The sequence below is a fragment of the Xenorhabdus aichiensis genome (genome assembly GCF_028598775.1).
GTDB lineage: Bacteria > Pseudomonadota > Gammaproteobacteria > Enterobacterales > Enterobacteriaceae > Xenorhabdus > Xenorhabdus bovienii.
Window position 1 is genome coordinate 14,535 of sequence record NZ_JAQRFO010000042.1, and the last position, 21,706, is coordinate 36,240.

Annotated in this window: 17 protein-coding genes; 10 read left to right on the plus strand and 7 right to left on the minus strand. The window is 47.0% G+C overall.

What is annotated here, in order from left to right:
- The first annotated feature begins 490 nt into the window (after positions 1-490).
- The 6 genes from PSI22_RS16245 to PSI22_RS16270 all read left to right on the plus strand — a co-directional run bounded on the left by PSI22_RS16245 (position 491) and on the right by PSI22_RS16270 (position 9,247).
- Positions 491-646: a site-specific integrase gene (locus PSI22_RS16245; RefSeq protein WP_038189488.1), complete on the plus strand. Its 156-nt coding sequence runs from the start codon at positions 491-493 to the stop codon at positions 644-646.
- Between the two features lie 184 nt (positions 647-830).
- Positions 831-1,235 (plus strand): DUF6088 family protein, encoded by a 405-nt coding sequence (locus tag PSI22_RS16250; protein WP_038189491.1) that lies wholly within the window; start codon positions 831-833, stop codon positions 1,233-1,235.
- A gap of 2 nt (positions 1,236-1,237) precedes the next feature.
- Complete coding sequence (locus PSI22_RS16255) at positions 1,238-2,182, plus strand: nucleotidyl transferase AbiEii/AbiGii toxin family protein (protein WP_273580652.1); 945 nt, start codon at positions 1,238-1,240, stop codon at positions 2,180-2,182.
- A gap of 8 nt (positions 2,183-2,190) precedes the next feature.
- The gene (locus tag PSI22_RS16260) at positions 2,191-4,785 is read left to right on the plus strand and encodes a type I restriction-modification system subunit M (protein WP_273580653.1); all 2,595 of its coding nucleotides are present in this window, start codon (positions 2,191-2,193) and stop codon (positions 4,783-4,785) included.
- On the plus strand, positions 4,778-5,995 hold the full coding sequence (locus tag PSI22_RS16265; RefSeq protein ID WP_273580654.1) for a restriction endonuclease subunit S: 1,218 nt from the start codon (positions 4,778-4,780) through the stop codon (positions 5,993-5,995). The genes PSI22_RS16260 and PSI22_RS16265 overlap by 8 nt, the downstream gene beginning before the upstream one ends.
- A 132-nt stretch (positions 5,996-6,127) precedes the next feature.
- Positions 6,128-9,247 (plus strand): type I restriction endonuclease subunit R, encoded by a 3,120-nt coding sequence (locus PSI22_RS16270; protein WP_273580655.1) that lies wholly within the window; start codon positions 6,128-6,130, stop codon positions 9,245-9,247.
- 246 nt (positions 9,248-9,493) lie between these two features.
- Here the strand turns inward: PSI22_RS16270 and PSI22_RS16275 are convergent, their stop codons facing one another.
- Positions 9,494-10,411 carry an integrase domain-containing protein gene (locus tag PSI22_RS16275; RefSeq protein WP_273580656.1) on the minus strand — a complete coding sequence of 306 codons (918 nt, stop codon included), beginning with the start codon at positions 10,409-10,411 and terminating at the stop codon, positions 9,494-9,496.
- A 349-nt stretch (positions 10,412-10,760) separates the two neighbouring features.
- On the opposite strand from PSI22_RS16275, the gene PSI22_RS16280 reads away from it, so the two are divergent.
- On the plus strand, positions 10,761-10,883 hold the full coding sequence (locus PSI22_RS16280; RefSeq protein WP_273580657.1) for a hypothetical protein: 123 nt from the start codon (positions 10,761-10,763) through the stop codon (positions 10,881-10,883).
- 442 nt (positions 10,884-11,325) lie between these two features.
- Here the strand turns inward: PSI22_RS16280 and PSI22_RS16285 are convergent, their stop codons facing one another.
- The 6 genes from PSI22_RS16285 to PSI22_RS16310 form a co-directional block, all read right to left on the minus strand.
- A complete protein-coding gene (locus PSI22_RS16285) occupies positions 11,326-11,748 on the minus strand; it encodes a hypothetical protein (RefSeq protein ID WP_038216507.1) in 423 nt (140 codons plus the stop codon).
- A gap of 642 nt (positions 11,749-12,390) precedes the next feature.
- Positions 12,391-13,905, minus strand: coding sequence for a conjugal transfer protein TraG N-terminal domain-containing protein (locus PSI22_RS16290; protein WP_273580658.1), 1,515 nt, complete (start codon positions 13,903-13,905; stop codon positions 12,391-12,393).
- Entirely contained in the window at positions 13,902-14,246 is a 345-nt protein-coding gene (locus PSI22_RS16295) for a hypothetical protein (RefSeq protein ID WP_273580659.1), read from the minus strand. Before PSI22_RS16295 ends, PSI22_RS16290 begins: the two co-directional genes overlap by 4 nt.
- 3 nt (positions 14,247-14,249) lie before the next feature.
- Positions 14,250-15,689 carry an integrating conjugative element protein gene (locus PSI22_RS16300; RefSeq protein WP_273580660.1) on the minus strand — a complete coding sequence of 480 codons (1,440 nt, stop codon included), beginning with the start codon at positions 15,687-15,689 and terminating at the stop codon, positions 14,250-14,252.
- A gap of 12 nt (positions 15,690-15,701) precedes the next feature.
- Positions 15,702-16,670, minus strand: coding sequence for a TIGR03756 family integrating conjugative element protein (locus PSI22_RS16305; protein ID WP_273580661.1), 969 nt, complete (start codon positions 16,668-16,670; stop codon positions 15,702-15,704).
- Complete coding sequence (locus PSI22_RS16310; RefSeq protein WP_273580662.1) at positions 16,667-17,065, minus strand: TIGR03757 family integrating conjugative element protein; 399 nt, start codon at positions 17,063-17,065, stop codon at positions 16,667-16,669. The genes PSI22_RS16305 and PSI22_RS16310 overlap by 4 nt, the downstream gene beginning before the upstream one ends.
- Positions 17,066-17,369: 304 nt before the next feature.
- Between PSI22_RS16310 and tssF the strand changes: the two genes are divergently transcribed.
- Genes tssF through PSI22_RS16325 form a run of 3 tightly spaced genes read left to right on the plus strand, consistent with a single transcriptional unit; the run spans position 17,370 to position 21,703 of the window.
- Positions 17,370-19,127, plus strand: coding sequence for a type VI secretion system baseplate subunit TssF (gene tssF, locus PSI22_RS16315; RefSeq protein WP_273580663.1), 1,758 nt, complete (start codon positions 17,370-17,372; stop codon positions 19,125-19,127).
- Positions 19,128-19,163: 36 nt separating this feature from the next.
- Positions 19,164-21,203 (plus strand): type VI secretion system tip protein TssI/VgrG, encoded by a 2,040-nt coding sequence (tssI, locus tag PSI22_RS16320; RefSeq protein WP_273580664.1) that lies wholly within the window; start codon positions 19,164-19,166, stop codon positions 21,201-21,203.
- A gap of 2 nt (positions 21,204-21,205) precedes the next feature.
- Positions 21,206-21,703, plus strand: a complete 498-nt coding sequence (locus PSI22_RS16325) for a DUF4123 domain-containing protein (RefSeq protein WP_273580665.1) — start codon at positions 21,206-21,208, stop codon at positions 21,701-21,703.
- The last annotated feature ends 3 nt before the right edge of the window (positions 21,704-21,706 follow it).

The window sequence follows — 21,706 nt, forward strand, 5'->3', positions numbered from 1 at the left end:
TTTTTAGCTAAACTTTTAAGGCCAATTAATAGCTTCACTAGGAAAATGCCATGTGGACTAAAAAAAGGTCATCCAACCGGTCAGAAAAAACCATTTAGGATCGAAGATATATGGCGGACCGGAACAAGGATAGAAGTTAATTAGAATATTCAATAAATTGATTTCCCCAACTTAGCTATTGATAGCAAGTTGAGATCATGTGATCTACTCAGGATCAAGGTTCGTGATATTATTAATAATGGTGTTATCCATTAACAGAGTGTTTTATCGGCAAAACAAGACTAATCGCGATGTTCAATTTAAAATAACCTCAAAAACAGCTCAATCCATTACACTGTGGGTATCACTTCGAAGGTTAACTACTTCTGATTATCTTTTTCCCAGTCCCCGTAAAATCGGTAATCCTATGAGTTATAGTTATTACGCCAGCATAATTCGACGATAGGCAAGAGAACCTGGGTATGATGAATATCTATATGGAACTCATTCGATGAGAAGAACCAAAGCAACTTTGATTTATGCCAGAACTAAAAATATTCGGGCAGTTCAGCTCTTACTCGGGCATGTCAAACTCGATAACACAATTCGGTATTTGGGTGTTGAAATTGAAGATGCTCTGAAACTATCCGAAAATATTGATTCATAAACAAGGTCATTATGTTTAATATTTCGATATGACATTCATTAAAATTAACAATATTTGCCATAAATCAATATTTTAAAAATATTATTTTAGTTTTAATGCCGTATCTATTCTTGAGATGATGTCGTATTTATTCCTGTTTTATTTCCTCTAGTGTATACTTCCTATACATAAAGAAGGAGGTCCTATGACAGCAGCAGATCGAATCAATCAAAAGTTGAAACGTTCGAGACGTTACGTCTTTGAACGCAAAGATTTTGAAGACATTGCCAGTTATGACCAGATCGGCCGTGCGCTTAATCAATTGATCAAGCAAGGTGAACTGATGAAAATCGGATATGGCCTGTATACTAAAGCACGTAAGAACAGCCTCACAGGTCGCCTAATGCCAACGAATCCTGGTGGCACCGATGCGATTTTACGTGAAATTCTTAAGATGAAAGGCGTAGACTTCGAAGTAGATAGTCTATCGTTGCAAAGTCTTTCCGGTAATAGCACACAAATCCCTTCATCTGTGCAGTATTCGTGGAATCCTAAGCAATTTAATCGCAAGCTGGTTGTTGGTAATCGCGTACTTAACTCACCAAGTTAAAAATGAAAAAATTAAAAGATCAATTCTTAGAGGTTTCCGATGCCTTAGAGCTCGGAAACCCAGCCATTATTGAAAAAGATTACTGGGTAGTGGCTTTGCTTGCTGAGTTAGCAAAGCTTGCTTTTGATACGCATCAAATGGTCTTTTCTGGCGGGACGGCACTGGCTAAATCCAATGTAAAAATCCTCAGGATGTCGGAAGATGTCGACATCAAACTCATCCCAACGGATGCATTTAACTCATTCGGTCGTGACAAGCGCAAGGCGACACGTAAAGCTCTGGTGCAACAAATAGAAAAATCTCTAACTCACCAATCAAGCCATTTTTCTATTAAAGAAAAAAAAGCCCGTGATGAATACCGCTACGTCGAATATGAACTGAAATACCCACAGCAATTTAGACAAGCACCTTGCTTGCGCCCAATCATTAAACTGGAACTCATGGAGACCATACCTCTGCTTCAAATAGAACAGCGTAGCATTCAATCACTGGTTGCTGAGCTGTATCATCAGCCTCACGAAGTCAACGCATTTTCTTGTATCTCCGTTCAATCCACTTTGGTGGAGAAAGTCATTTCTATGCTGCGCCGTACCATGCTAGTCAAACGAGATTTTGAGCGCAAAGATGATGCTACGTTGATACGCCATATCTACGATGTACATTGTATTGACGCAGAGCAGAAACTTGATTTTGAAACTCTTATGCCCCTTTTCCAAACCGTGTTACAAGAAGACGTTATGCGATTTGGTAATCAGCATGCGGAGTTTGTTGCCAACCCTGTCCAAGAATTACAGCTAGGTTTGCAAGAGCTAGAGTCTAACCCGCTGTTTATTCAAAGGTTTACAGACTTTGTCACCCCAATGGTGTTTGATACAGAAACACCCGATTTCGATACCTGCTTTGCCTCATTTAAGCGCATTGCTCAGTCATTGATGAATAGTAATTAGAGTAAAACATGAATAAACAACAACTGGCCGCCAAGATTTGGGAATCGGCTAACCAAATGCGTTCTAAAATCGAAGCAAACGATTACAAAGATTATATCTTAGGCTTCATTTTTTATAAATTTTTGTCTGATAAGCAAATTCAGTTCTTAATCCAAAACGAATTTGATGAGCAATCGATCAAGGAATTGAATGAGGGCGATACCGACACCCTCAAATACATTCAAGACGAATTAGGTTACTTCATCGCTTATGACAATCTGTTCTCAACTTGGATCAGTGATGGTAAAGATTTCGACATTGCTTATGTGCGTGATGCGTTATCGGCGTTCAGCCGCTTGATTAATCCAGATCATAAAGACTTGTTTGACGGTATTTTTACTACCCTGGAAACAGGACTAAGCAAGTTGGGTGAAAGTGCAGCAGCACAAACCAAAGCGGCGATGAATCTGATTCACCTGATTGATGGTATTCCGATGAAAGACAAGCATGATTATGATGTGCTTGGTTTTATCTACGAATACCTGATCAGTTCGTTTGCTGCGAATGCGGGGAAAAAAGCCGGAGAATTCTACACTCCCCATGAAGTCTCGGTATTGATGTCAGAAATTATGGCTGAGCACCTGAAAAACCACAAACATATCAAAATTTACGATCCAACCAGTGGTTCCGGTTCTCTGTTGATCAACATCGGTCAATCGGTAGAAAGACGTCTTGATGGTGAAAATAACATCCGTTATTACGCGCAAGAGCTCAAGCAAAACACCTATAACTTAACTCGTATGAACTTGTTTATGCGTGGTATTTTGCCAAATAACATCATCACCCGTAACGCCGATACACTCGAAGACGATTGGCCTCTGGATGAAGATAAAACCCATGAACCGATGCGTGTGGATGCGGTTGTCTCTAACCCTCCTTATTCACAAAAGTGGGACCCAGAATTTAAAGACAAAGACCCTCGCTATTCGCCTTTTGGTTTAGCGCCAAAAACGAAGGCAGATTATGCATTCTTGCTACACGATCTGTACCACTTGAAACCCGATGGCATTATGACCATCGTTTTACCACACGGGGTATTATTCCGTGGTGGTGATGAAGGAAAGATCCGTGAGAACCTCATTGAAAAGAATCATATTGATGCCATTATCGGCTTACCGGCAAATATCTTCTTCGGTACGGGCATTCCAACCATTATTTTGGTGCTTAAGCAAACACGTAACAATGACGATGTATTGATCATCGACGCCTCAAAAGGGTTCGTCAAAGAGGGTAAGAACAACAAACTTCGCGCTTGCGACATAAAACGTATTGTGGATGCTGTGGTCACTCGTAAACCACAGGAAAAATTTGCAGCCTTAGTTAGCCGTGACACCATTCGCGATAATGGTTATAACCTCAATATTCCGCGTTATGTGGATTCTTCAGATGCAGCGGAAAGTTGGGATATTTACGCCTCTATGTTTGGTGGTATCCCTAATAACGAACTGGATGCGCTAAAACACTATTGGCAATCGATGCCTAACCTCAAGGCAAGCCTGTTTAAACTAACATCCAGTAATTACTCAGCATTAAAAGTTGCCGATGTGAGAGCAGAGATTGAAGCTGACTGTGATGTGCAGCAATTTATGGCAACGTATCAAAAAGCTTTTAGTGATTTTGAGGCTTATTTGACAAAGAGCTTGATTAAAGAGCTGTTACAAGTCAAACCTTCGCGCCAACAAGATATCATCAGTGAAGAGATTTTCCGCCGTTTAGAAGGGATCGCACTGATTGATAAATACGATGCTTATCAATTGCTTGATGATCAATGGCAGCAACTCAGTGCGGATTTGGAAATGATCCAAACCGAAGGTATGAATACCTGTAAAGTAGTTGAACCGAATATGGTGACCAAAAAGCAAAAAGGTAAAGACGTTCAAGTTCAAGACGGTTGGTTTGGTCGCATCTTCCCCTTTGCGTTGGTTGAAAAAACCTACTTTGCAAAAGACCTAGCAAAAATCCAAGTAATGGCAGAGCGTTTGCAAAGCATCGAATCCAAGGTTCAAGAGATCTTCGATTCGCTTAGCGAAGACGATAAAGAAGCGGAATGTGTTAATGACGACAAAACCGCATTTGTTACCGCAGCGTTGAACAAAGAAGTGAAACAAATCAAAGCCGACAAAAAGAAAGGCGAAACATTTGATGATGACAGCTTTGAAAGCAAATTGCTTGCCGTAGACAAATTACAAACAGAAGAAAAATCACTGAAGACAAACCTCAAAGCCGCCAATGAAGCTTTGCTGGAAGCAGCACGTAAAAAAATCGAAAACTTAACTCAAGATGAAATTGATCATCTATTGCTGCTTAAATGGATAAAACCAATTGTTAGCTCCCTAGATAAACTGCCAAATCAGGTCCTGCAACAACTGACCAGTAAGCTAGAAACTTTGGCAGAAAAGTATGCACAAACGTATGCTGATATTGCTCAAAAAACCCAACAAGTGGAGCGAAGCTTGGCGGCAATGATGGGCGAGTTACAAGGTAGTGATTTTGATATGCGAGGCTTAAAAGAACTGCAACAGTTCCTTTCTGGTGAAAAGTCGCAAGGTGGTGCCGATGAGTAAGGAAAAAGCGTTGCAACCTGCTCTGCGTTTTACCGATTTTATTGGAGATTGGGAAAATAAAAAATTAGGTGAAGTCGTAGAGTTTTTCAGTGGTTTAACTTACTCACCAAGTGATGTTACTAGCAGCTATGGCACATTAGTTCTACGTTCATCAAACGTAAAAAATGGTCAATTAGCCTTTGAAGACAATGTGTATGTTAAGTCAAAGGTTGTTAACTGTAGTAATGTTAAAATTGGTGATATTGTTGTTGTTGTGCGAAATGGCTCCAGATCGTTAATTGGAAAGCATGCTCCAGTATTAACTCACATGCCAAACACTGTGATTGGCGCATTTATGACAGGAATTCGTACTGAACAATCCAGTTTTATTAATGCACTACTTGATACTTCACTTTTTAATAAAGCGGTAGAGAAGAACCTCGGTGCAACTATCAACCAGATTACGACTGGTGCTTTTAAAGAAATGGAGTTTTATTTCTCGGCGATAGAGCAAGAAAAAAAACAAATCGGTACTTTTTTCCAAAAGATCGATCAGCAACTAAAACTCCATCAATCAAAATATACCAAGTTGCAGCAGTTAAAAAAGTCAATGCTGGGTAAGATGTTCCCAAAAGCGGGAGCAAAAGTGCCAGAAGTGCGTTTTGCTGGGTTTAGTGGGGATTGGGAGAGTAAGATACTTGGCGAGATTACTGAGAGCTATTCAGGAGGTACCCCAACCGTTGGTATATCTGAATATTATGGAGGTGAGATTCCTTTTATCCGCTCAGGTGAAATTGATAGTAATGCAACTGCATTATATATTACTCCCGAAGGGCTTAATAACTCTTCTGCAAAATTAGTTGATAAAGGTTGCGTTTTATACGCTTTATATGGTGCTACAAGTGGTGAAGTTGCTATTTCAAAAATACATGGGGCAATTAACCAAGCTATCCTAGCGATCAAACCCCAAAGTGGTTACACATCTCGATTTGTAGCTCTATCGCTAAGGTGGAAGAAGCAAGAAATAATCAATACATATTTACAAGGTGGTCAAGGGAATTTATCAGGAACTATCATAAAGAAACTGATTTTTCATTTTCCTAGCCACGAAGAACAAGAAAAGATTGGTCACTATTTCCAAAACCTTGATCGTTTAATAGCCCTTCAACAGCAACACATTAATAAGCTGAAAAATATTAAGCAAGCGTGCTTAGAAAAAATGTTTGTTTAAGCACTAAATCAATACCCAATAGGATGCGCTCACCACGTTAGTTTAGGGGCGCACTCTGATATCAATTTTATCTGTTACCACTCATAAACCAAAGGTAACTGAGCTTTTTAGACTGTACGCTAAGGATAAGCTGTGACCTACACTAGTGAAGCCCAATTTGAACAAGATGTTATCTCCGAGCTATGCAAGAAAGGCTGGGAAGATAAGGTTTTAACCAATCTCACCGAAGCCGATTTGCTGCAAAATTGGGCGGATATTCTTTATCAAAATAACAACAGCATTGATCGCCTAAACAATGTGCCACTCAGCCAGAGTGAGATGCAGCAAATTATAGAGCAAATCATTGCGCTTAAAACACCACTCAAGCTAAATGGTTTTATTAACGGTAAAACGGTCTCTATTAAACGTGACAATGCCGCGGACACCCTGCACTATGGCAAAGAGATCAGTCTCAATATTTACGACCGCCAAGAAATAGCCGCGGGGAAAAGCCGGTATCAAATTGTTCAGCAACCTCGATTTGAGCGCAAAAGTGCCGTCCAGCACGATAGGCGCGGTGATCTTTTGTTGCTGATTAATGGCATGCCCGTTATCCACCTTGAACTCAAACGTTCTGGCGTCCCAGTGATTGAAGCGTGTAACCAGATAGAAAAATACACACATGAAGGGCATTTTAGCGGCGGCATCATGGCGTTAGTGCAGGTGTTTGTTGCAATGAATCCAGATAACACCTTGTATTTTGCTAACCCTGGAAAGGACGGGATCTTTAATCATGATTACCACTTCCAGTGGGCCGATTTTTCTAATGAACCCATCAACCACTGGCAGAAAGTGATCGAAGGGTTACTATCCATCCCGATGGCTCACCAGTTAATTGGTTTTTATACCGTTGCCGACAATGCCGATGGCATTCTTAAAGTGATGCGCAGCTATCAGTATTACGCTGCGAATGCTATTTCAAGTAAAGTCGCCAGCCTGGACTGGTCTATTAAAAATAAAGGTGGCTACATTTGGCATACCACTGGCTCGGGTAAAACCATGACCAGCTTTAAGTCTGCGCAACTGATTGCTAACTCTGGCGATGCCGATAAAGTGGTGTTTTTGATGGACCGCATCGAGTTAGGAACACAATCCTTAGAAGAATATCGTAGCTTTGCCGATGCCAGTGATGATGTGCAAGGAACAGAAAATACCCATGTTCTGATCGCCAAACTGAAAAGCATAAAGCCAAGCGATGGCTTGATTGTGACTTCAATTCAAAAGATGAGCAACATCCACGATGAAGGACAATTAAAAACTGCGGATATCGACTGTATTAATCAAAAGCGCATTGTGTTCATTGTCGACGAAGCCCATCGATCAACCTTTGGCGATATGCTTTCTATCATCAAAGCCACTTTCCCTAATGCGGTGTTCTTTGGCTTTACGGGAACGCCAATCCAAGAAGAAAACCAGAAGAAGGACAGCACAACCAGTACGATTTTTGGTGATGAGTTACATCGTTATAGCATTGCGGATGGTATTCGAGATGGTAACGTGCTGGGGTTCGACCCTTGCAAAGTGATGACGTATCGTGATGATGACTTACGCGAGGCGGTTGCGCTTGAAAAAGCCAAAGCAACGAGTGTTGCTGAAGTGTTTGCTGACACTGCAAAAACTAAAATTTATGAAAAGTACATGGACAGTGCTCGAGTGCCAATGGCGACCCAAGAAATCAATGGTAAAAAAGTGCGAGGCATTGAAGAATTACTGCCTGCCACGCAATATGATCGCATAGAGCATAAACAGCAAGTCATTAATGATATTCTGGCTAACTGGGTACGTTTTAGCCGTGGTAATCAATTTCATGGCATTTTTGCCACACACAGTATTACTGATGCCTTACAGTATTATCGATTATTCAAACAGCAAGCTCCTCAACTGAAGATAACAGCGTTGTTTGATCCTAATCTTGATAACAAAGGTAACGCCGTGACTAAAGAGGCTGGGTTAGTTGAGGTTATTGAGGACTATAACAAAACCTACAATACGACCTATACCTTACCCACTCATGCGCAATTTAAAAAGGATATTGCGACACGTCTTGCACACAAAAAGCCTTATCAATATGTCGAACAACAACCGGACCAGCAATTACATTTACTGATTGTTGTTGCTCAGATGCTCACCGGTTATGACTCCAAATGGGTGAATACCCTGTATTTGGATAAAGAACTTGAGTATGCAAATATCATTCAAGCGTTTTCTCGCACTAACCGATTGTTTGGTATCGATAAACCTTTTGGCAACATCCGTTATTATCGCAAACCGCACACTATGGAACTCAACATCAATAAAGCGCTCAAACTCTATTCTGGAGACCGTCCTTATGGTGTATTTGTGGAGAAATTGGAAGATAACTTGCATTCTCTCAATGAAAAATTTGCCGAAATAGAAATCATTTTCAAAAACGCGAAGATCAGCGATTTTAGTCAGTTACCAAAAGATGAAGAGACTCGTGCTAAGTTTGCCAGCCTGTTTAATGAGTTCAGCAAAACCTTAGAGGCGGCAAAAGTTCAAGGTTTTAACTGGCAGGAAAACAGCTATTCATTTGAAGAAACGGGTAATACCGTGGATATTGATTTTGATGAGAATCAGTATCAAGCGATGTTACAACGTTATAAAGAGTTGTCATCCTCTTCGGGTAATGGTGGCAGTGCGCCTGCTGTGCCTTATGCCATTTTGGGCTATTTAACCAAGCAAAACACGGGGCGAATTGATCATAACTATATGAACGCTCAGTTCACCAAATTTCTTAAGCAATGCGATCAACCGAATGTCACGTCAGAGGAGATGCAACAAACGCTTGATGAACTGCATAAATCCTTTGCTACCTTAAGCCAAGCGGAACAAAAACAGGCAAACAAGCTACTGCTTGATGTACAAGCAGGTAATTTAATCATCGAAGCAGGCAGATCCTTACAGGATTACATTACCCGTGCTCAAGCAGAGGAAGAAGATAAAGCCTTGCAGGTAATGGTCGATGCTTTGGGACTTGATGGTAAGCAGCTTAAAAAACTAACGAAAGGAAATCTCACCGCCGCTAACTTAAACGATTATGGTCGTTTTGATGCACTTAAGGCAACAGTGGATAAAGCCAAAGCTAAGGCCTATCTAGAAGATAAATTAGGCACAAAGCTAACGCCACCTAAAGTCAATATTGAACTGAACAAGCTACTGCGGGAGTTTATTTTGCAGGGTGCCACAGATTAGATACGCTACATTCGATAGAGTTAAATGTATTTTGCATAATTAGTCACTTTATGAGCTAACCATTCACGTTTGTCTTTATTCATTAAGACTAGAACCCGAATAATTGGATTTATTCGGGTTTTACTCTAAATGATTTATGTCCAGAAGCGAGTTATTGATAACATATTAATAATAACCTAAGATTCAAGATTGCTTTGCTCATATTCCAATGACCAGAGAAGCAGACCCTGTGTGCTCCAATACAACTTATTCACCCTCAATATTCTGGTAATACACCTGCCGAATATAACGTCCTCGCCCGTCACCATGTCCTAAATCCATCGAGACCAGTGCCAGCGCTTCCCGCTCACTGAATCCTTGCGCTATATAATGCTCTCCGGATTGCTGAGCAAAATGATAACGCATACTGTGTGGCGCTTTATTGCCGCTCAGTCCTGCACGTCTGACAATATAGCGGTAACGGTCTATGGCCTGAGTGATCGTCGGCTTATCAATCAGTTTGCCGCTATGTCCTGCCTGCTCTTGCTCCGCATAGGCAATGGCATGTTGCAGCGCTGCCCGATCCAATATGGTCGTCTGTCGAGACCGTCCACCTTTAGTACCGAACACCACCCGCACAGACGTATGCCCGTTTTCCAGTGCTTTCTTCCAGGTCGCTAACGATTTGTAGGCTTCCACCGCTTCTTTGGTGCGCAGCCCCAGCACATACGCCAGTTGCATCACCGCTGCCACGCTCCGGTCTTTTTGCTCCACCTGCTGAAAAATGTCCCGGAATGCAGCCGGTGTCAGCGTAATTTTTGTTCCCTTGCGGCTCGTCTCAGCGATACCCAATGCCCGGTTACTCAGACGGTCATTCTCGGGATCAGCCAGCTTGTGCTTTCCGGCCTGCGTTAAAATAGCTCGCAGCACCGACATTTCATTTTGCAGTGTCCGGTGACTGAGATTGTTGGCTTTGCGCTCAGCCATATAGCGCTCAATATATTTCACCTTCAGGCTATCCATTTGCCGGAGTTTGATGCCATTGTTTTTCAAATAATCAAGGAACTGCCGGGCCATACGCTCACGATCCGCCACCGTAACAAAACTTCCGCCCGCCTGTCGGGCATGCGTGATAAAGGCTTTTCTGAACTGCTCAACCTTTGAACGTGTCGATCCCTGCGCCATTCCCGCCTCTCTTGCTACTTTTTCATTTTTAGTCGTTTTTAAAACAATTCCCTGCGTGTCGGTTCAGGTTCACCGTTCCGTGGTGCGTCAGACAATGTGTAGCAGGGCGGGATTGTGTTGAGTTATTGCAGGAGCTCGCGACGTGCTCAGCACAGCGATGACATGCTCCCCGTTCAGGGTCTGATCAGCTCAGGATGAACGCCTCATTATCTTGACGTGATGAATTTCTCCTTAATTTTTACTGCATCAGCCTGCTATCAGGCAGTGGGTTGAAAATCAGATATGACGATCGTTTATCAATCAAACAACAGGGTGGTTAATGGTCTATTTTTAGTGGTTTCACTGAGTAATGCAGGGTTCAAATCGGTCGCAAAGCCAGACCGGACGTGCTCTGGACGTTGGCCGCTTTGCGGCGTCACTTGGTAATCTCTGCGCTGTTACGCAAGTGACGCCGCATAACAGTGGACGCTGAAATCATTGACGCCCTCTGATCTTTTCGCGCAATCGCTGTACAGAGATCAGGACGTTTATTGTCAGTGTTCAAAACGCAGGTTAATGTTTTTCGGAACGAGGCAAAGAATGCTCTGCCCGTATTGCGTGATAAGCCGGTTGTGAATAACACCGGGTAACTTTCATCGCCGGACGGAGGGTTGTTGTCTGACGATATCTGCTTCCAAAAGTGCGCAGATGTACCGCAATCTTGCTCTCCCTTGCAGGCTACGAGAGTTTTGTTTTCGCCACTCAGAAGAGGTGATCCTTGCAGGCGATCAGATCACAGGTAGTCACATTCAGGATGGTAGCCTTTGTATCAGGCCGGGTCAAATGTCCCTTTTATCATCTCTGACAAACTGATCTTACGGAGAGAGAATAAGGTGTATGCTGGGCATTCAACGTCGAAGCGCAATCTGGCTTCCTTATTCTTTAATTTCTAAAGTTTTTTTATATTTAATACCGGTTAACTCTGACAAACCAACCTCTTTTCCCTCAGTGAGAAAGAGGTTTCTGCGCCTCAGGTTGTACAGGTGAAGACAATGCTCACACATGTCAGTCACATTAGCCGGATTTCTGATTGCCTTGAGCGTCCTGACGGCGTATTTACCACATCGGCACCGCACGACATAGATGGCACTGTTTTTATGGTTACCCCGTTGCGATAAAGGGCGGACACCTAACACCGTCAAAAAGCCATATTCATAACCCTGAATCTGCATCAGTATGTTGATTAAATTGGGTTCTCTTTTATTTAAACGCAAATCATACGTCGTTTTATAAGGAATAAAATGACTGGATTGTTTTTGAATTTTCTTGCTCTTATCCTTTTTATCGGTATCGCTCATCACTTTCCCTGATCCATTTTAGAATATATTAAAGATGTTCCAATTTAACCGATTTCATTATTAATTCAATAGCAAAAAAACTAAACTGAATAGGTAAGTCGGGTCCGGCCTTGTTTATTTTCATTATCATAAACGGCGAAGCCTCAATGGCTTCGACCATTGAGGCTTCTATAAATTGTCTACTACCAGAAACAAGAGAGTTAATGTAATAGAACATCTCAAGTATAACGTTTTTAGTGTAAGTCATATTGAATGAAATAACATTAAGTTATTTGCTTTTTGTGATGTACTTCATGAATATTGAGTTAATACAATTCCAATATGAAAAAATAGAAAAGGAATATAAAACCGCCCTGAATTAAGAAAAATATTATATTTGCATTAAATAGGATTTCATAATGCTGCTACACATAGTGCCTTCAACCATTTGAATACAAAGGGCTTACGTTGTACAAGGTGTAGCACTATTTTGGAATGTTATTTAAATAACTCACTGACCTGCACCGTTAAGAATATTTATCTGATATTTAATTATCGGGACAATGATAAACAGGTTAAACAGGCGAAAAAATAAAACTCACATACCATTCACACTCTGCTTAAGGGATAACGCCCTGTCCCTTAAGTTTTCCCCTGGCTTGACTACTTTCCTTTCGACATCATCTTCTGCATCACTATCTGTCCGAACATCCCGGCTGACTGCCTGACCTGTCCCACGCCCTGGTTCATCATGCCGCTGATATCGCCCATTCTCACCCCCGCCCAGGCCAGTGCACCCAGCCAGACCATCGGCAGGACAATAAACAGCATCCCCATCACCAGCGCCATGATTAAATCATCCGAGGTGTTCTGCAACCCGGCCAGATTAAACAGGCTGTGGGTTTCTGAACCGTACAGCGCATCCAGCAGGTAACTGTCCAGCCAGCGGGCCAGCTCCCACCAGAAGGTGAGGAAATTCAGCGCAAAAATCACAAATGTCAGCGTCAGGACGGTCTTAAATTCATAGGCAGCCAACAGCAGGATCAACGGCAGCAGGATATACAGCGCCATCAGGAGAACGGCCTGCACCATCGGCAGCGCCTGCCGCACGGCATCCAGCATCGGGTAAGCAAGCAGGCCACCCAACATCACCCCCGCAGAGGCCCCGGCCCGGTTAGAGCCGTTCCAGACCGTAAAATCGGCATTACCGCCATAACCCGCGTAGACATACCCCTCCTGTGATACCGTCAGGTTGACCGGACTGACCAGACGACGGATCACCGCCTCTTTATATTCACGGCTTCCCTTGCCCAGCATTTTCAGGGCTGCCGACAAACGCAACCACAGCCCCGGATCGGCCTGTGCCAGCACCCGGGCTTCCAGTCCGGTTTGCGGGGCTGACCACCAGACTTTACAGGTCGGATAGCCGCCCCGGCCGGTATCGGGCCGGCCGCTGTCCCGGCTCGCCATCCACGGAAAATGTGCCCGGGGTGTGCGTGATTGCAGGGTAGTGTAATCCCCTGACAGGAAGGTCTGACTCCCCAGCCAGTCGATATCCTGCAGCACCGCGGGATCACCAGTTTGTCCCTGATCGCGTTGTTTCCACTGATAAAGCGCCAGGGCATAGCAATCGTGGGTAAAATCCTGCAATTCTGCTGCCAGTGCGGCGTTGGCAATACGGGTATGCTGCACCTCAAAACGCAGTTGCCGCAAATCCGGCCGGCAGGGCACGGAAGCAATCGCCGCCTGGGTTAGTCCTTTCGATAACCGGTGCACCACCGCCCACCAGACCGGCACGGCAGCCGTGTGTTCGCCCAGACTGGAAATCACCGGCGCATACCCCGTTTCCTGCGGTGATTTCGGCGTCCAGGTGCCGCAGGTTTTGGCCCGGGACGGATCATATTGCAGGGTACTGAGGCTCACCTGAACCAGCGGGACGCAACAGGCGATCATGACAAAGAACGCCCCGTACAGGATATTTTCGAGACGGGAGAGCGACTGGAGCCCCGCATTGCCTTCTTCCACGCTGTCTTCACGGATTTTCAGCCACAGCGCCATGATTTTAAACAACAACGGCACGGTAAACAGCCCGGTGGCAATCAGTACCTGCCACAAGCCATTATTCACCACCCAGCCGAGCAGGGTCAGAAAGTATTCCAGATAACTGTTTGTCGTCATGCGCTGCCCCCCATGCTGCCTGACAGGACGTATTCACACAGCAGGATAAACAGCAGACTGGCCGTCATCATACGGATCAACGGTGTCCGGTACGCGGGTTTATGTTGCGTTGCCTGAAAAATCTTCCGGCTGCCCCAGCCCAACAGCGCATAAAGGCTTAACCGCCAGACCAGCCACAGCGATTGATGGTTTTCCATCCGGTGACGAAAGGCGAACAGGTGTTCGGGATAGCGCATCCCTGCCCAGCCCGTCAGCAACGTAAGGATTATCACTGCCGCAATAGCCAGCACGATGCCAGCGCCTTTTTTCAGCCTGGACGATGCTTTTGCGTTACCGGTCATCACTTACCTTCCCGTCACCCGGTTTGCCGGATTTTCCAGTTGATAGAAACGCTTATCACTGCTTTCCGTCACGTGTTTCTGCGGGTGTGCTTCAATCCGGTGGTTTTCCCGCTCAATAATGGTCAGGATGGAATTACGCGCCAATTCGCGTTTCAGCGTCATTTCATTTTTCAGGGCATTGATTTCCCTGTCCAGCGCCGCAATCCGCCGTTCGCCCTCGTTCAGGGCTTCGGTTTGCGCGGCGGCATTGGGTTCGGACATGCCGGTAATAAGCATCCGGCGCATCAGCAATGCCGTCTCCGTGGTCTCTGCCATCGCCAGTTCACCCGCCAGACGTGCCGTCAGCGCGGCATTGTCCGGGTCACGCTGCAACGCCTGAATCACGCCCCGGGTGACGGTCAGGCTGCCGGTTTTTAGTTTGGCCAGATTTGCCGCCGTCGGTTTTTCCGTTCCGTTAACCAGCTTCACCAGCTGTTCCATATTGGCCTGAGTCTGTGCTTCCAGCATCGGTGCAAAACCCGTGCCGGCAACCGTCGCGCCCGGTTGGTACGCTTCCCCGCCGCTGATGCACTCCACCGCGTTGGCACAAGTACGGATTGCCCGGTCGCCCAATACGTTGACGACGGCTTCTGCCGCCTCACGCGCACTGCTGAATTTGGTGCAGCTGCTACCGCTGCAATCCTGATGCCGGATGGCGGCGGTGCTCAGTACCGGCTGATGGTTCATCATATTAAACCCGGCACTGGCTAAATCACGGGTCGGACGAATGGCGCTCTGCCCTTTGCCGCCCTGCTTCCGGCCGCCAATCCACGGATGCCCGCCCGTCCCGGTGGCTTTGGTGCCGGCATTATTGGCCCGTACCGCGTCAGCATCCCCGCTGTTGACCTGATTTTTGTACTCCTGTAAAGCGGCCGATTGGCTCCATTTGTTGTTTTGCGCAAAATCCACCATTTTTCTGGCCATGTTTTGACAGTTGAACTGGGCTTTGTCGAACGCGACATTGGCCTGCAATACCCCGTTGGTCAGCATGTCATACAGCCCCGGATTGGCCCGCTGGATTATCATGGCGGGGAGACTGGCGACCGCCCCGGTGGCACCCTGAATGACTTCGCTCATCAGGTTTTTCATGCCCGCCGTAATACCGTTGAGCTGATTACTGACCGTGGTTTTTAAATCAAAATTGCCGCACATCAAATCCGAACTCCAGCCGAGTTCCAGCCCGGCCAGCCTGGTTGAACCCCCACGACTGGCTGGTTCAGAAATCACCGAGCCGCCACCGAGGGTGTAGAACAGCGTATCGGAGACTGCCCCGCTGCTCTGTGCACCATAGCCCAGTGCACTGTGAGTAACTGCCGGTAAGGAAACCGACAGTTCTGATGCCTGAACCTGAGCGGTAACGAGTGCCAGCCCACCCGCAATCAGCAGTCCCGGTTTTCTTATCATTCCATTTTTTCCTTATATGTCCGTACTGCCGAGAAAACGTTGCCCGCGCCGCTGGCAACAGCTGTAGGGCTGCCACAGGGCATACGCCTGATTGCTGTCTGCCGCCGCCGTGTGGCTGCCATCCGGGAACACCGCACAGGACTGACTTAACTGTGGTGACAACCGTTGCCATTGGTGATTTTTCGTGCCGGTATTTTCGGTAACCGGGGCTGGCGGCCAGTAGCCGTCACGGCGTTGCCCGGCCAGTGGCTGATAAACATGGGGCTGCCCGGTACGGGTGATAATGTCCGCCACCCGCTGTGCCACCACGGCAGCGGCTTTATCCTCATCAACCTGCGTGACAAAACCGGAACGGGGGTAGAGATTGCCCCACATATTGCCCGCCGGCTGGCTGCCCAGTTCTCGCAGACCGGGGATAAGCGCTTCAGGATAAAGCGACTCCGGCAGTCCGCTGCGCCACGCGACAGTATCCAGCGTACTGAGAAAATAAGGCATCAGCGGTGTGGCCGCACTGCGACAGGAATACCCCGGGATTTGTCCGCCAATCAGAGTGGTAGCGGGATGCCCGATAGCATCGGCGTATTTGAAACGCAGACGGGGACTCTGCTTCCCGGCAATCTGAACCGTGTGATTGCCGCCTCCGGTGGTCAGGCCGGATAACGCCCCCGTCACCGCATTTTCCAGTCCGCCGGATAACGGGCTGATTTGCGCCATTTCAGACCACGGGTTCCCACCGGGAGCATGATAGGTGGAGACCACCGCCTGCGGCAGGAAATGGGTCACTTTGACCGAGGTTTTCACCGTGCAGCCGTGCCAGGAACAAAACAGCCAGTAACAAATGCCACTGACCCGCCACTGAATACAGGCGGGCGAGACACTGCCGGCCACGATTTGGGCGGTATTGATGGCGGCTTGTGTGACAGGCGCACATGCCACAGCCAGCGTGATAACCACCGGAAAAGCAAAGCGTGACGTATTCATGGCTGATGCTGCTCCCTGAGCGCCGTCGCTTTGGCCATATCGGCCGTACCATACACCACATCACGATCATCAAATACCACCGCCGGGTATTTGCGCACACCGGATTGCCAGGCATGGACAACAGCACGATAAGCGTTGATAAGTTGCTGTTCCTGCCCGCGCCACTGAGGAGACTGAAGGATGGCCCGGGCCTGAGTTGCCGCCTGTTGTGAGTCTGCAGGAAGGTGTGCAAAGATTTGCCTTTGCTGTTGCTCCGGTGCATCCAGCCAAATGACCCGTGTCTCAGGGGGCAAATTAACCGGCAGGTGCTGACTGTCAGTATAGATCACCGTTTTTGCACCGACGGACAGTGACACCATCCATCCCATCAGGAGCAGTAAACCCGGCTTTTTCATCGTGTCCTTTCCATGTCATAAAACGTCAGAGCAGCGTGAAGAAAGCCGGCACAAAAGTCAGCAAACAATTCATTTTTGCAGAATGTGAAAAAACACTCCAATCTCAGTGCCCTTTCCACCATGACGGGTAGAGTGGCTAAGATTTTTCCCAAATCATCAGAAAATTAAATTTCATTAAACATACTAATTAATAATCCCGTACAATGAGCCGCCATTTCTGACAGAGTGCTGATTTTATATAAACTTTACGCATAACATGCCGATTAATTATTCATCGGTACATTAAAATAAAAAGAGAAATCCAATGAAAAACAACAAGGAGTCTATGTACCTGCAAGAAAGAGCCTATCTGCGGGAACTGGCTCAACGCGTGGCGAAAGAGTCGCCTCATCTGGCCGATTTTCTGACCTCATCCCATGATCCCGATACTGAACGTGTTTTCGAAGCGTTTGCCCTATTGATTGCCCGCTTACGGGATAAAATTGAGGATGATCTCCCCGAAATTACCCACGGCATTCTGTCCCGTATCTGGCCGTCAGCCCTGAGTCCCATTCCGCCCACAACAGTCATGCAGTTTCATCCCACCGACGGAGAACATCAGGGCACCGTTGACATCCCGGCAGGCACGCCGGTTTCCGCCGATGTCAACGGGCAGTTACTCACCTTTAAAACCTGCCGTTCCCTGCATATCGAACCCCTTATCGTGCGGGACAGGACAGTGAAGAAAACCGGCACACACAGTGAGATAGTGCTGACGCTTTGCCAGACAGGCACGCCTTCCCCTGTCTGGCAAAGCGGATCACTGTCTTTTTTCCTCGGTACGGACAATGAACGGGCAGCACAATTAACTTTGTGGCTGGATCAGCATATCTGTGATATGCACCTCAGAACGCAGGGAGAACAACGCAAACTGAATAGTTTCCCTTATGGCTGGCATAACCTGTTCGATGCTCTCCTCCTGCCGATGGGAAATCGCACTTATGCCGGCCTGCAATTACTGCTGGAATATTATGCACTGCCCCACCTGTATAACTTTATGACGGTGGATATCAGTGACAGTTGCCGGGAAATTCCGTTAAATGCCGACGGCAGCTTTGAGCTGGTTTTTCGTTTTGAAGGTGAGTTGCCGCTGGATAATGTCGACGATGCTTTTATACTGCACTGTGTTCCGGCCATTCATCTGGAAACCCTGACCAGCCTTCCCCTCCCGCTGAATGAAGGCAATCATCGTTATCCCTTGCTTCTTGGCGAGTCCGTGCAGTTGTTCCGGCTGCGCGATATTCAGGTGGTTCAGCAACCTGATGAAACACAGCAACGGGGTTCGCCCTACCGTTATCTGCCCATCGACCAGTTTACGCCGTCATCGCCCAGTCTGGCGGAAGACGGGGAGCCGGAGACGCTTTATTATTTGCTCCAGAACGAGCGTGATTTACTGGGCAGGCTCACGCACCAGCTGCATTTTTTTGACCTGACCGGCAAACTGGCTCAACACCTGCCTGCCCTGTCCGTCGTGGGTGATATTCTGGGCTATCACACGCAGGCCATCACCTTAAAACCCGGTGAAATTACCCTCACGCAGGAAGGTTCCCCGGCCCATCTCAATGTACACAATATTCTCCCCGTCTCCGCCGATTACCCATCCCTGTTGCAGGACAATTCCGGCTGGCCGTTGCTTTCCTGCCTCTCCAGCCCGCCGGTGTTGTTATTTGCCACCGACAGCCTGAAACAGTTTCTCCGCCTGTTTGACCCTTACCCCGAACTCAATCGCCCGCTGAGCCGCCATATCCGCCGGCATATCGACGGCATTGTCCGGGTGGAAGAACACCTTACCGATCGTATGAAGCGGGGACGTCCTGTCCGCGGTCACTGGGTAGGACTCACGCTCAACCCTGACTGTTACCACAATCCGGGAGAAATGTACCGCTTCTGCCGGTTAATCAATGAAGCCATGGCATGTTTTATCAGCCAGTCCACCTTCGTCAGGCTGGATGTGTATACCCCAGACACTCGCGGCGTCTTGTGGACATTTAAGGAAGTCTATGGTACGCGCAGAGATATGTAAGCCATCAAACCATCACAACAAGGAGTCAAGCAAAACATGATGAAGAATATCATTGACAGGCTGCCCGCCGCCAAAAGTGGATTGCGGTTTACTTTTCAGGTCGCGGGGCTTCCCGGGGATACGTTCAGCGTGGGGGAGTTTTCCCTGCAGGAGGGGTTATCCGAGCTGTTTATCCTGAACCTGACACTGGTCAAAACCCATAGCCTGAATCCGTTCAAGCCGTTAGACGAGGTGGATTTGACCGCTTTACTGATGCAGGAAGCGGAGTTGCAAATCTTTCACGGCGTACAGGTGCAGCGTAAAATCACCGGTATCATCTCTCACGCTGACTGGGCCGGTACCGACGGCAATAAAACCCTTTATACCCTGACCGTTCGCCCGGCACTCTGGCGCCTGACGCTCAATCAGGAAAGCCGGATATTCCATCAGCAAAATGTGCCCGCTATCCTGAATGGTCTGCTGAAAAAGCACAAAGTGCGGGCGGATTCGAAGCTCTATGACCCCCATCAGGACCGGGAATACGTGACCCAGAAACGCGAATCCGATTATGGGTTTTTCAGCCGATTAGCCGCAGAAGAGGGGATCAGTTTCTGGTTTGAGGATGAAACGCTGTTTTTCAGTGACAGCCATCTCGGGATGACCGCCGGCCTGCCACTGACGTACAGCCCGCAACCGGAAACCGCCCATGGGATAGATACGATTTATCAGGTACGACTGGGGGTCGGGATGAGTCCGCAGCGCAGTCTCCACAAAGACTTTAATTACGACAATCCGCGTTATCACCTTTCCCATATGACCAGCAGCGAAGGTTTCCGCGATTTTGGTACCCAAACCCCGTATACCGTGTTTGAAAGCTACGGGCGTTTTCAGAAAGATGCCGCCGCCAAACCGTTTCTCAAATACCGTCATGAAGCACTGGATAACCAGAAAAAAACCGGCAGTGGCAGCAGTAACTGCATCAAACTGATGCCGGGCAAAATCTTCGAAATAAAAAGTCATCCGCACGCCCCGCTCAATGCCCGCTGGCAGATTGTCGGTATCAGCCATCACGGCCGCTGCCCACAGGCACTGGGTCATGATGGCGGTGATGGCACGACACTCTCCAACCAGTTCAGTTTTATCGACGGTCTCGCCGACTGGCGTCCGCCGTTCTATTACAAGCCTTTAGCAGATGGCGATGAAACCGCCATCGTCGTGGGTCCCGAAGGAGAAGAAATCTTCGTCAATAAAGACGGAGCGATAAAAGTGCATTTCCACTGGAACCGTTACGACAAGGCGGATGATGGCGCATCCTGCTGGGTGCGAGTCGCACAGGGCTGGAATGGTCATGGCTTTGGCTTTATGGCGATACCGCGCATCGGGCAGGAGGTGATTATCTCCTACCTCAACGGCGATATTGATCGGCCGATCGTGACGGGCTGTGTGTATAACGGCCTGAACCGCCCGCCACTGGACTTACCGGCACAGAAAACCCGCACGACCTTCAAGACCAAAACCCATAAAGGCAAAGGCTTTAACGAACTGCGGTTTGAGGATGCGAAAGGCAGTGAAGAAGTGTTTATTCATGCCCAAAAGGACATGAATAAACACATTCTCAATGATGAAACCCATAATATTGGCCATAACCGGACACATCACATTAAAAATGATGCCCATTTACGCATTGATAATGAATACCGGGTACTGGCGGGCAACGATATCTCCTTATCCACCGGCCAAAAACTGCATATCAAGGCCGATGACGCTATATTGACTCAAAGTGGTAATGAAATTCACCTCCGTTCTGGCACCAAAGTCGTGATTGACGCAGGCAGCGAGCTGACCCTACAGGCCGCCGGTCATTTCCTGAAAATAGATGCCGGCGGTATCAGCAGCAGTGCCGCCATTAACCTGGGCAGTGGCGCACCCGGTAGCGGTTCAGGCTGGGGTGGCAAGTTGCCGGATATATTAGACAAACTGGCACCCATTAATGTGGCTCAGGCTGAAAAAATGGTCACCGCACCCTCGGAAAAAATTTGTCTATCCTGCCTGATAGAAGCAGCATCAACCGGTTCTGTTATGGTCATGAGGGGGTAATGATGACAACCATATTAAAGGAAAAATGGCAGAGACACCGGGAAACCTATCCAGAGATGAAGCTGTATGCACTGGTTGATGGTTTACAGTACGAGCGCCACTTTGATAAAGAACTCACTTACCTTGGTGATATTAATAATCCGCTGTTCCGGCAATTTCCGGATGCTGAAATCGCTTTCGCCGGGCCATGGTTGTTTGATATGAGTCGGGCCTCAGAATGGGAAGAAAAATTCTTAAGGTTGGAAAGTGCCGCACCGGCGGTTTCCTGGCTGTATTCAACATTGTCATTGGACAAACTGACCCGTCATCTCGAATCATATTTAAATGTCCGGTTAAAGACCGGTGAAACGGCATTATTGCGTTTTTACGATCCCCGCGTTCTGCATCAAATTCCGACTATCTTTACGCCAGAACAGTTGACTGAATTTACAAAAAATATCGAAGAATGGCGTTATCAACTTGATAACAACCATTACGTTGTGAAAGGAACATCGTCATGATCA

What these genes read in the sequence shown, in the direction of transcription:
- PSI22_RS16245 (WP_038189488.1), top strand. Translation starts at nt 491, where the DNA reads ATGAGAAGAACCAAAGCAACTTTGATTTATGCCAGAACTAAAAATATT.
- PSI22_RS16250 (WP_038189491.1), top strand. Translation starts at nt 831, where the DNA reads ATGACAGCAGCAGATCGAATCAATCAAAAGTTGAAACGTTCGAGACGT.
- PSI22_RS16255 (WP_273580652.1), top strand. Translation starts at nt 1,238, where the DNA reads ATGAAAAAATTAAAAGATCAATTCTTAGAGGTTTCCGATGCCTTAGAG.
- PSI22_RS16260 (WP_273580653.1), top strand. Translation starts at nt 2,191, where the DNA reads ATGAATAAACAACAACTGGCCGCCAAGATTTGGGAATCGGCTAACCAA.
- PSI22_RS16265 (WP_273580654.1), top strand. Translation starts at nt 4,778, where the DNA reads ATGAGTAAGGAAAAAGCGTTGCAACCTGCTCTGCGTTTTACCGATTTT.
- PSI22_RS16275 (WP_273580656.1), bottom strand. Translation starts at nt 10,411, where the DNA reads ATGGCGCAGGGATCGACACGTTCAAAGGTTGAGCAGTTCAGAAAAGCC.
- PSI22_RS16280 (WP_273580657.1), top strand. Translation starts at nt 10,761, where the DNA reads ATGCAGGGTTCAAATCGGTCGCAAAGCCAGACCGGACGTGCTCTGGAC.
- PSI22_RS16285 (WP_038216507.1), bottom strand. Translation starts at nt 11,748, where the DNA reads ATGAGCGATACCGATAAAAAGGATAAGAGCAAGAAAATTCAAAAACAA.
- PSI22_RS16290 (WP_273580658.1), bottom strand. Translation starts at nt 13,905, where the DNA reads ATGACGACAAACAGTTATCTGGAATACTTTCTGACCCTGCTCGGCTGG.
- PSI22_RS16295 (WP_273580659.1), bottom strand. Translation starts at nt 14,246, where the DNA reads ATGACCGGTAACGCAAAAGCATCGTCCAGGCTGAAAAAAGGCGCTGGC.
- PSI22_RS16300 (WP_273580660.1), bottom strand. Translation starts at nt 15,689, where the DNA reads ATGATAAGAAAACCGGGACTGCTGATTGCGGGTGGGCTGGCACTCGTT.
- PSI22_RS16305 (WP_273580661.1), bottom strand. Translation starts at nt 16,670, where the DNA reads ATGAATACGTCACGCTTTGCTTTTCCGGTGGTTATCACGCTGGCTGTG.
- PSI22_RS16310 (WP_273580662.1), bottom strand. Translation starts at nt 17,065, where the DNA reads ATGAAAAAGCCGGGTTTACTGCTCCTGATGGGATGGATGGTGTCACTG.
- tssF (WP_273580663.1), top strand. Translation starts at nt 17,370, where the DNA reads ATGAAAAACAACAAGGAGTCTATGTACCTGCAAGAAAGAGCCTATCTG.
- tssI (WP_273580664.1), top strand. Translation starts at nt 19,164, where the DNA reads ATGATGAAGAATATCATTGACAGGCTGCCCGCCGCCAAAAGTGGATTG.
- PSI22_RS16325 (WP_273580665.1), top strand. Translation starts at nt 21,206, where the DNA reads ATGACAACCATATTAAAGGAAAAATGGCAGAGACACCGGGAAACCTAT.